This is a genomic window from Pseudomonas ulcerans (genome assembly GCF_036324125.1).
Lineage (GTDB): Bacteria > Pseudomonadota > Gammaproteobacteria > Pseudomonadales > Pseudomonadaceae > Aquipseudomonas > Aquipseudomonas ulcerans.
The window spans coordinates 64,084-74,057 of record NZ_JAZDQN010000031.1; the positions used below are offsets into that span (position 1 = coordinate 64,084).

The 9,974-nt window shown below is 64.0% G+C and carries 11 protein-coding genes; 7 read left to right on the plus strand and 4 right to left on the minus strand.

All coding sequences use genetic code 11. The features are described from left to right. The first annotated feature begins 63 nt into the window (after positions 1 to 63). Together V0R59_RS23180 and V0R59_RS23185 are read left to right on the plus strand one after the other, a co-directional pair. Positions 64 to 999, plus strand: coding sequence for an aspartyl/asparaginyl beta-hydroxylase domain-containing protein (locus V0R59_RS23180; protein WP_330077133.1), 936 nt, complete (start codon positions 64 to 66; stop codon positions 997 to 999). A gap of 344 nt (positions 1,000 to 1,343) precedes the next feature. Further along, the gene (locus tag V0R59_RS23185) at positions 1,344 to 2,225 is read left to right on the plus strand and encodes a DMT family transporter (protein WP_330077134.1); all 882 of its coding nucleotides are present in this window, start codon (positions 1,344 to 1,346) and stop codon (positions 2,223 to 2,225) included. Here the strand turns inward: V0R59_RS23185 and V0R59_RS23190 are convergent. Beyond that, a complete protein-coding gene (locus V0R59_RS23190; RefSeq protein WP_330077135.1) occupies positions 2,170 to 3,090 on the minus strand; it encodes a DMT family transporter in 921 nt (306 codons plus the stop codon). The two genes, V0R59_RS23185 and V0R59_RS23190, sit on opposite strands and share 56 nt — an antisense overlap. Positions 3,091 to 3,319: 229 nt before the next feature. Here V0R59_RS23190 and aceK point away from each other — a divergent pair, with 229 nt between their 5' ends. After that, complete coding sequence (gene aceK, locus V0R59_RS23195; RefSeq protein WP_330077136.1) at positions 3,320 to 5,044, plus strand: bifunctional isocitrate dehydrogenase kinase/phosphatase; 1,725 nt, start codon at positions 3,320 to 3,322, stop codon at positions 5,042 to 5,044. A gap of 24 nt (positions 5,045 to 5,068) precedes the next feature. Here aceK and V0R59_RS23200 read toward each other — a convergent pair whose 3' ends face one another. Then, complete coding sequence (locus tag V0R59_RS23200; RefSeq protein ID WP_330077137.1) at positions 5,069 to 5,935, minus strand: DUF6279 family lipoprotein; 867 nt, start codon at positions 5,933 to 5,935, stop codon at positions 5,069 to 5,071. Positions 5,936 to 6,100: 165 nt separating this feature from the next. Here V0R59_RS23200 and V0R59_RS23205 point away from each other — a divergent pair, with 165 nt between their 5' ends. Continuing rightward, positions 6,101 to 6,937, plus strand: coding sequence for a CvfB family protein (locus V0R59_RS23205; RefSeq protein WP_330077138.1), 837 nt, complete (start codon positions 6,101 to 6,103; stop codon positions 6,935 to 6,937). 4 nt (positions 6,938 to 6,941) lie between these two features. Here V0R59_RS23205 and V0R59_RS23210 read toward each other — a convergent pair whose 3' ends face one another. Continuing rightward, a complete protein-coding gene (locus V0R59_RS23210; protein ID WP_330077139.1) occupies positions 6,942 to 7,319 on the minus strand; it encodes a hypothetical protein in 378 nt (125 codons plus the stop codon). Between the two features lie 195 nt (positions 7,320 to 7,514). On the opposite strand from V0R59_RS23210, the gene V0R59_RS23215 reads away from it, so the two are divergent. The 3 genes from V0R59_RS23215 to def all read left to right on the plus strand — a co-directional run bounded on the left by V0R59_RS23215 (position 7,515) and on the right by def (position 9,333). Continuing rightward, complete coding sequence (locus tag V0R59_RS23215) at positions 7,515 to 7,694, plus strand: CsbD family protein (RefSeq protein WP_316920717.1); 180 nt, start codon at positions 7,515 to 7,517, stop codon at positions 7,692 to 7,694. A gap of 135 nt (positions 7,695 to 7,829) precedes the next feature. Then, positions 7,830 to 8,804 (plus strand): YihY/virulence factor BrkB family protein, encoded by a 975-nt coding sequence (locus tag V0R59_RS23220; protein ID WP_330077140.1) that lies wholly within the window; start codon positions 7,830 to 7,832, stop codon positions 8,802 to 8,804. Next, the gene (gene def / locus V0R59_RS23225; protein WP_330077141.1) at positions 8,794 to 9,333 is read left to right on the plus strand and encodes a peptide deformylase; all 540 of its coding nucleotides are present in this window, start codon (positions 8,794 to 8,796) and stop codon (positions 9,331 to 9,333) included. The genes V0R59_RS23220 and def overlap by 11 nt, the downstream gene beginning before the upstream one ends. On the opposite strand, the gene V0R59_RS23230 is transcribed toward def, so the two are convergent. Further along, positions 9,285 to 9,716 (minus strand): GNAT family N-acetyltransferase, encoded by a 432-nt coding sequence (locus tag V0R59_RS23230; protein WP_330077142.1) that lies wholly within the window; start codon positions 9,714 to 9,716, stop codon positions 9,285 to 9,287. The two genes, def and V0R59_RS23230, sit on opposite strands and share 49 nt — an antisense overlap. Positions 9,717 to 9,974: the final 258 nt, after the last annotated feature.

Here is a 9,974-nt window from a genome sequence, read left to right on the forward strand (position 1 = left end):
CTGTTCGGTTTATCATGGACGATTTCCGGCCTAGGGCCTGAACGAGATTTCCAGGAGCATTGAATGACTTTTTCCTTTGTCGCCAAGGCAGGCGTGCTGCTGCTGTTCTTCGGCAGCGTCCTGTTCGTGCACCTGCGCGGCAAGGCGCGCCTGCCGGTGCTGCGCCAGTTCGTCAACCATTCGGCCCTGTTCGCGCCCTACAACTCGCTGATGTACCTGTTCTCCGGGGTACCCTCCAAGCCGTACCTGGACCGTGAGCGCTTCCCCGAGCTGGACGTGCTGAAGAACAACTGGCAAACCATTCGCGAAGAGGCCATGCACCTGTTCGACGAGGGCTACATCCGCGCCGCCGAGAAGGACAACGACGCCGGTTTCGGTTCGTTCTTCAAGAAGGGCTGGAAGCGTTTCTACCTGAAGTGGTACGACAAGGCCCTGCCTTCGGCCGAGCTGCTGTGCCCGAAGACCGTCGAGCTGGTCAACAGCATTCCCAACGTCAAGGGCGCGATGTTCGCCCTGCTGCCGGGCGGCAGCCACCTGAACCCGCACCGCGATCCGTTCGCCGGCTCCCTGCGCTATCACCTGGGCCTGACCACGCCGAACTCGGACAACTGCCGCATCTACGTCGATGGCCAGCCTTACGCCTGGCGCGACGGCGAGGACGTGATGTTCGACGAAACCTACGTGCACTGGGTGAAGAACGAGACCGACGTTACCCGGGTGATCCTGTTCTGCGACGTCGAGCGTCCGCTGAGCAGCCCGCTTATGACGAAGATCAACCGCAAGGTCAGTGCCTTCCTCGGCCGCGCCACCGCGCCGCAGAACACCGATGACGAGCGCGTGGGCGGGATCAACCAGGCCTATGCCTGGAGCAAGAAGTTCAGCAATGTCATCAGCGCCCGGGTGAAGACCTTCAAGCGCGCCAATCCGAAGGCCTACCGCGTGCTGCGGCCGGTGCTGGCGGTAGTGGTGGCGTATCTGCTGTATCGCTGGTTGTTCTGATTCGACCTTGAGGGCCTCATCGCTGGCAAGCCAGCGAGGGGGCCTTCAAGGCTTGCACTATCAAAATGCCAGGCCTATAGTCCCGATCCTCTGTATCTCACCTGAAGACTCGCTCATGCCAGCTTCCCCTGTAACCCCAGTACTCGCTACCGCGCCCGACGCGGTGGTTGTCGTGCGCGGGTTCCAGCAGCCGGCCAGCAGCCAGTACCCACCTGTCAGAACCGTCGTGGCAGTGGTGGTAGTGGGCTGACGCCCGCTGCACCTCCAACGTTTCTGAATGCGGTCGGCTGCATCCTTACAGCACGTCCGTTCGGCTTTCTTGCCCGAATACAGGTGGCAAATCCATGTCTTTCCTGCAAAAAACCTCCGTGGCCTCGGCGGCTACCACGAGCCTGTTCGTCCTGCTCTGGAGCAGCGGCGCGATCGTCTCGAAACTGGGGCTGGCCCAGGCGACCCCCTTCGCCTTCCTGCTGGTCCGCTTCCTGCTCGCCCTTGGCGCTCTCCTGGCCTTGAGTCCGCTGCTCAAGTTGCGCTGGCCCCGCGAGCCTGCGGCTATCCGCCAGGCCCTGCTGACCGGCGGGATCCTGCTTGGCGCCTACCAGATCTTCTACCTGCTGGCCCTGGACCTTAAGGTCACCCCCGGAGTCATGGCCACGGTCATGGGAGTGCAACCGATCCTCACCGTGATCCTGATGGAGCGCCAGCGTTCCTTCAGCCGCGTGTTCGGCCTGTGCCTGGGACTGGCGGGGCTGGTCATGGTGGTCTGGCAGGGCATCGGCCTGGGCGGCATGTCCTGGGCCGGCATGGGCTTCGCCCTGCTGGCCCTGGCGAGCATGACCTTGGGCTCGATCATGCAGAAGCGCATCACCCGCGATCCCCTCGGTACCTTGCCGTTGCAGTACCTGGCGGGGCTGCTGCTGTGTGCGCTGTTCGCGCCGTTCCAGCCGCTGCAGGTCCAGGTCAATGCGCAGTTCAGCCTGTCGGTGCTGTGGATGGGCCTGGTGGTCTCGGTGCTGGCGACCCTGCTGCTGTACCGCCTGATCGCCCGTGGCAACCTGGTCAACGTCACCAGCCTGTTCTACCTGGTGCCGGCGGTGACCGCGCTGATGGACTACCTGATCTTCGGTAACCGCTTGCCGGCCCTGAGCCTGCTGGGCATGGGCCTGATCGTCATTGGCCTGCTGTTCGTCTTCCGTCGGCCGGCACGGGTCGCGGCACGGGCTTGAGCACCAGCCACAGGGCCAGGCCGATCAGCAGTCCACCGTACAGGTGTGCGGTGGACAGCGGTTCGTCCAGCAGCCAGGCACCCCAGAGCACGCCGAACACCGGAATGAGGAAGGTCACGGTGGACGACTTCACCGGGCCGATCTCGCTGAGCAGACGGAAATACAGGATGTAGGCGAAGGCGGTGCACACAAGGCCCAGGCCCAGCAGCGACAGCCACACCTGCCAGCCACCCCAGCTGGCAGGCGGCTGGGTGGCGACGCTCCAGGCGAACAGCGGCAGCAGCAACAGGCTGGCGCCGATCATGCTGCCCAGCGCCGACAGGCGGCTGTCGAGGCCGCCGCGCTGGTCCAGCCAGCGCCGCGCGAGGAATCCGGCCAGGCCATAGCAGGCCGTGGCGCCGAGGCAGGCGAGGGCGCCTTGCATCAGCCGTGCGTCGAACGCCACCGGCCCTGCACCACTGAGGATGCCCACGCCGAGCAGGCCAAGGAAGATCCCGCCCAGCTTGGGCAGGGTCATGGCCTCATGGAAGCACAGTGCGCCGATCAGCACGCCCATCAGCGGCGTGGTGGCGTTGAAGATCGCCGAGTAGCCCGCCGGCAGCACCTGCGCCGCCACCGAATACAGCGTCGCGGGGATCCCCGAGTTGATCATCCCCAGCACCAGCGCCACCTTGAACTTGCCGCCGAAGTCCCAGCGCACCCGCATCAGGGCGAGGATGGCGATCAGCCCGAGGCAGGCGATCGACACCCGGAAGAACGCGGTCGGCACCGTGCCCAGCACCGGCGCGATGATGCGCATGAACAGGAAGCTGGCACCCCAGACGGCGGCGAGGATCAGCAGGCGGGACAAGGCGATGGGGCTCACGGCGGACTCCGGTGTGGTGCGGGTGAAGGAGTGTACGGGAAAACCCGTGGCGATCTCGTCCGCTTTCTTGCGGGCTGAATCCGTTCATGCGCTTTATGTCGCCGGGTTGGCAAAAAACGCCCTTTTGCGCTGCTGGCAAGCTGCTGGCGATTTGGCCGATCCGCCCCTGTGCAGCGCCCGTCGCCGCGGTTACTCTCAGGCTTTCGCCCATCCCGCCAGAGGTCCTGACATGCCCCAGCAATGGCCGGCCGCCGATATCGCGCGGACCATCCTCGATGGTTTCGACAACTACCGCGAGCACTTCCGCCAGATCACCGATGGCGCCCGCGAGCGTTTCGAGAACGCCCTCTGGCAACAGATCCAGAGCGCCGCGGCGGCGCGGATCAACCTGTACGAAGAGAAGGTTGCCGAAGTCACCGCCTGCCTGCGCGAGCGCTTCGCCGAGGACGTGCTGCTGGACGTCTCGCTGTGGCCGCTGGTGAAGAGCGCCTACATCAAGCTGATCGACCCGCGTCTGGACGACGAGCTGTCGGAGACCTGGTACAACTCGATCTTCTGCAGCCTGTTCAGCCACGACCAGATCAGCGATGGCTGCATGTTCATCCACACCACCCGGCCGTCGCTGCGTGCCCACGAGCGCGCGGCCCAGACCCGTATCTACCGCCCCGAGGGACAGTTGTCCGGATTGCTGGCGCAGATCTTCGAGGACTACCGCTTCGACGTACCTTTCGCCGATCTGCCAGGCGACCTGGCGCGGCTGGAGGCGCAACTGCGCGACAGCCTGCCGGACTGGGTATGCAAGGACCCGGCGCTGCAGGTCGAGCTGTTCTCGCCGGTGCTCTACCGCAACAAGGGTGCCTACCTGGTCGGGCGCATCTTCACCCGTGACGAGCAGTGGCCGCTGGTGATCCCCCTGCTGCACCGCGAAGGACACGGCATCGAGATCGACGCGCTGATCACCGACGAGGCCGACGTCTCGATCATCTTTTCCTTCACTCGCTCGTACTTCATGGTCGATGTGCCGGTGCCGGCTGAGTTCGTCGGTTTCCTCAAGCGCATCCTGCCCGGCAAGCACGTCGCCGAGCTGTACACCTCGATCGGCTTCTACAAGCACGGCAAGTCGGAGTTCTACCGCGCCCTGATCAACCACCTGGCCAGCACCGACGACCGCTTCATCATGGCCCCGGGCGTGCGCGGCATGGTCATGAGCGTGTTCACCCTGCCGGGCTTCAATACCGTGTTCAAGATCATCAAGGACCGCTTCTCGCCGTCCAAAAGCGTCGACCGCGCCACGGTGATCGAGAAGTACCGCCTGGTGAAGAGCGTCGACCGGGTCGGGCGCATGGCCGACACCCAGGAGTTTTCCGATTTCCGTTTCCCGCTGAGCAAATTCGAGCCCGAGTGCCTGGCCGAGCTGCTGGAAGTGGCGCCGTCGACGGTCAGCCTGGAAGGCGACACCGTGCTGGTGCGCCACTGCTGGACCGAAAGGCGCATGACCCCGCTCAACCTGTACCTGGAGAACGCCAACGACGACCAGGTCCGCGAGGCCCTCGACGACTACGGCCTGGCCATCAAGCAACTGGCGGCGGCGAACATCTTCCCCGGCGACATGCTGCTGAAGAACTTCGGTGTCACCCGCCATGGCCGCGTGGTGTTCTATGACTACGACGAGATCACCTACCTGACCGAGGCCAACTTCCGCCATATCCCGCCGCCGCGTTTCCCCGAGGACGAGATGTCCAGCGAACCGTGGTACTCCATCGGCCCGCATGACGTGTTCCCCGAGGAGTTCCCGCCGTTCCTGTTCGCCGACATGGGCCAGCGCCGGCTGTTCAGCCAGTTGCATGGCGAGTTGTATGACGCCGATTACTGGAAGGGGCTGCAGGACGCGATTCGTGCCGGGAAGGTGATCGATGTGTTCCCGTATCGGCGCAAGGGCAGGGAGGAGGTCTAGCCTGAAATCGCTAGCGCCTACGGCTCAGCTTTTCAGGCATTTCAGCTCGCTGAAGTCCTGCCTCACCTTGTCCAGCCGCTGGTCCAGGCGCTGGCGCTGTTCGGCGCTGCTCTGGGCCATCAGGTCCACCAGCAGGCTGCGCAACCGTGATTCGGTATTGGCGAAGGCCACGCGGTATTCCGGCGTCCAGAAACGCTCGCGCTCCTTGAGCAACTGGCCCAGGCGCGGTTCGAAATCGTCCTGGTGACGCTGGTCCATCAAGCTGCTGAACTGCGCCTGCCAGTGCGCCCGGTTGGCGATCCAGGCACGGTTCTGCTCGCCCAGCTGCGCCGACCATGCGGCCACGCGCTCCTTCTGTTGCGGGCTCAAGCCACCGAACCACGGCGACAGGCGCTTCTCCATGCGCTCGCCACGTTCCGCGACCTGCTGCGCCAGCGGCGTCTTCACGTACCTGGCCTGGCGTTCCTCGATGTCCTTGGCGAAGTTTTGGCGCATCTCGCGCACCTGCTCGTCGTCCATGCCGCGCAGCAATCGTGCCGCCGACGGAGTGATCTGCTCGGCGACCCGGGCCACGGCCTGGCGCGCCTCCACGGTGCGCTCTTGCAGGCCCTGGTCGGTGACCTGGTTGCTGGCCACCATCTGGCGGATCCCGTCAAGCCAGGTCAGGTAGCCCGGCAACTGGGTCTTGCAGTGCCAGGCCAGTTCCTCCTTGAGCTGCTGGTTGAGCCAGTTCTTCTGCTGGCGGTTCATGTCCAGGTAGTCGTTCAGCGACCACGGCACCAGCACGTCGAGGTTGCGGTAGGCCAGGTCCAGGCGCGTGCAGGACAGCAGCAGGAGGCTGGCGAGTATCAGCAGAACAGGGCGCAGGCAGCGAGATAGACGAGCGGACATGATGCGAGTCCTTGCGTTGGCTTCCTCAGTGTTTATAGAGCAGGTTAGGTCACCACGGTTCCACCCGATGGCGATGTCCCGATTGATGGGGGGAAACTGCCGAAGCGCCGGGCGATGGCTGCGGTTCGGGTGTAGAATGCGCGGCTCGCAACGAGGATTTCGAAGATGGCTTTAGTTGGGCGTTACAACACTTTGCAAGTGGTCAAGCACACGGACTTCGGTCTGTACCTGGATGGCGGCGCGGATGGCGAGATTCTCCTGCCCAACCGCTACATCCCCAAGGACACGCCCAGCGAGGACGAGGACTGGCTCAACGTGTTCGTCTACCTCGACAGCGAGGACAAGCTGATCGCCACCACCGAGAAGGCCAAGGTTCAGGTCGGTCAGTTCGCCAGCCTCAAGGTAGTGGAGATCAACAGCATCGGCATCTTCCTCGACTGGGGCCTGCCCAAGGACCTGCTGATGCCGTACTCCGAGGAAAAGCGCCAGATGCGCGCCGGCGAGTACTGCGTGGTGCACGTCTACCTCGACCGCCGCACCCGGCGCATCACCGCCACCGCCAAGCTCGATCGCTACCTGGACAAGACCCCGGCCAACTACCGGGTCGGGCAGCAGGTGGACCTGCTGGTGGTGGAAGAAAGCCCGATGGGCTTCAAGGCCATCATCAACAACCAGCACTGGGGCCTGATCCACAAGAACGAGGTGTTCAAGTTCCTGCGTTCGGGCAAGCAGGAGAAGGGCTACATCAAGGAAATCCGTGACGACGGCAAGATCGCCCTGAGCCTGCAGCCGGTCGGCGAGGCTGCTGCCGGCAGCCTGCACGAGCAGATCCTGAGCAAGCTCAAGGCCGCCGACGGCGTGCTGCCGGTCAGCGACAAGAGCGATCCGCAGGTGATCGCCGACCTGTTCGGGGTCAGCAAGGGCAATTTCAAGAAGGCCATCGGCGCCTTGTACAAGAGCGGTCAGATCGTCATCCACGACAACCGCATCGAACTCGCCTGAAGCCTCAGCGCTGGCGGAAACCGGAGAAGTCCAGGTTTTCGCCGCCCGGGCGCAGGTCGCGCAGCAGCGAGTCGCGGTCGGCCGAGAGGGCGATGCTGATGGTCGAGCGGCGTTTGCCCGGGTTGCGCACTTCCATCTGCTCCATGTGCGAACGCAGGTAGCGCCGCGGCACCTTGAGGTGCTGCAACTGGTCGCCTTCCGGGGTGTGCAGCAGCAGGTTCACCCATCCGGTGTTGGTGCGCAGCCAGGCCACCGGCACGTCGAACCACCACAGGCTGCGCTTGCCGTCGAGCACGGCGAACAGGGTGTTGTCGCTGTTCAGCGCGGGAATGCCCAGCACCTCGTTGCGACGGGCGATGGCGGTGGTCTTGTCGAGTTTCATGCGGTGTCCTGCGAGTGACGCTGGGTAAGGCCGGGTATTGTGATGGCAATGCACTGAAACATAAAGCGCGGAGGGCCGCGAGCATCTCACAGGTTCAGCGTCCGCTCAGCTTCTGAAAAATAAATGAAACTCTGCGCTTCGCTCGCCACTCAACCCCTTTGTCGATTCCGACGTTCCCTCCAAAGGAGAAATCCCATGAGTGGCACCAAAGACAAAGTCAAAGGCATGGCCAACGAAGCGGTCGGCAACATCAAGCAAGGCGTGGGCAAGGCGACCGACAACGATCGTCTGCGCGCCGAGGGCAAGGCCCAGGAACTGAAGGGCGAAGCCCAGCAAGCCGTAGGCAAGGTCAAGGATGCCGTGAAGAAGCCTTGACCGGCCTGCGGGCCAGAGGCAAGACGGCCATCTTCGGATGGCCGTTTTTTTTCCTGCGGGATTGAATCGCGACCGGATATCCGGGGTCTATTAGACTGTTTTGTATCGAGCTTCGGGCAGCGCAAGGAGACGCCAATGAGATTCACCCACTTACGCGGCGTGCCGGTACACCGCGTACTGGTGCACACGGTCAAGGAATTCCTCGACGACGAGATGTCCACCTACGCCTCGGCACTGGCCTACCAGATGCTCTTTTCGCTGTTTCCCTTCCTGCTGTTTCTCATCGCGCTGATCGGTTTCCTGCACCTGCCGGACTTCTTCTCCTGGCTGCGCCTGCAGTCGGAGCTGGTCTTGCCGCCGCAGGCGCTGGAGCAGGTCAACCCGGTGATCGACCAGCTCCAGCAATCCAAGGGCGGCCTGCTTTCGGTGGGTATCGTCATCGCCCTGTGGACCGCCTCGGCCGGCGTACGCCTGATGATGAGCGCGATGAACGCCGCCTACGACGTGGTCGAGGGCCGCCCGGTGTGGAAGCGCATCCCGCTGTCGGTGCTCTACACCGTCGGCATCGCCGGCATGCTCCTGGCCGCCGCCGCCCTGATGGTGCTCGGGCCGCAGGTGATGAGCTGGGTGGCGTCGCAGGTGGGCATGGAGGAAATCATCGTCACCGTGTGGACGGTGCTGCGCTGGCCGGCCATCGTGATCCTGATGATGGTCGCCGTGGCCTTGATCTACTACGTGATGCCCGACGTGAAGCAGGAATTCCGCTTCATCACCCCGGGCTCGGTCCTGGCGGTGGTGGTGTGGATCATCGCGTCCCTGGGCTTCGGCTACTACGTGAAGACCTTTGCCGACTACAACGCCATGTACGGCAGCATCGGGGCGATCATCGTCCTGCTCCTGTACTTCTACATTTCCGCCGCGGTGCTGCTGCTCGGCGCGGAAATGAATGCGGCGATCGAGCACCTGTCCGCCGAAGGCAAGAATCCCGGGGAAAAACAACCCGGCGACGGCGGCGTGGATCGTGCTACAAGTGAGGACTCCGGACTGGGCCGCGATCACGCCCCGGCAGCCGGACCCGAACCCGTGAGCCGAACCTCCCATGATTCGTGAAATCCTCAAGATGGGCGACGAGCGCCTGCTGCGCATCGCCCCGCCGGTCCCGGAACGCCTGCTGGGCAGTCCCGAACTGCAGCAACTGATCGACGACATGTTCGAGACCATGCGCCATGTCGGCGGCGTCGGCCTGGCCGCGCCGCAGATCGGCGTGGACCTGCAACTGGTGATCTTCGGCTTCGAGCGCAGCGAGCGCTACCCGGATGCCGAGCCGGTGCCCCAGACCATCCTGCTCAACCCGGTGATCACGCCGATCGGTACCGAGCTGGAAGAGGGCTGGGAGGGATGTCTTTCCGTGCCTGGCCTGCGCGGTGTGGTCAGCCGCTACAAGAGCATCTTCTACGAAGGGGTCGACCCGCAGGGCCAGCCGATCCGGCGCACCGCCGACGGCTTCCATGCGCGGGTGGTGCAGCACGAGTGCGACCACCTGATCGGTCGCCTGTACCCGTCGCGCATCCACGACTTCAGCCGTTTCGGCTACACCGAAGTGCTGTTCCCCGGCCTTGACCCCGCGGCTGACGACTGAGTCCGCACCATCGCCAGCAGAGGCTTGCTGCGCCGGTAGCGGACCAGGCGCTCGGCGAGCACGGCGGGCAGGGCCTCGCTGACCGCGAAGTCCAGCCGTTCATAGAAATCCTGCAGGTCCGGATGACAGAACAGCCAGATGCAGCCCTCGACCTGCTGGCTGGCCTGCTCGACCAGGTGCCGCGCCACCTGCTGGCGTCGCCTGTGTGCATCCACCAGCAGGCCGGTCAGCCACTGGCCGCCCGGCACCGGGCTCAGGTTGAGTGCTGCGATGATCTCTCCCGAACGGGCCACCCAGGCCACGCCGTTGTCGCTGGCACGCATCGGCGAGGACTGGCTTTTGTAGAACTTGTTCAGCAGCGGCCGCTCGGTGGCGCTCAGCATGCTGCACTGGATCAGGGTCGGTTCTGGCACGGGCAGAGGCTCTGGGACGGGCATTTGACGCGGGCACAATGCAGGTCGATCGGGTAAGGATAAGCCTGGATTGTTGCCGGATCTGTAACAGTGAATGTCAGGCTTGATGATTCAACGAAGTTAGCAGATCAGTAAACTGAGCGCATCCCCACTAAGGAAACTCTGAAGAGGGCTTCCAGCTTTGGCAGAATGCCTGATCTCAACCGCAGAGACGCCTGATGAAGCAGA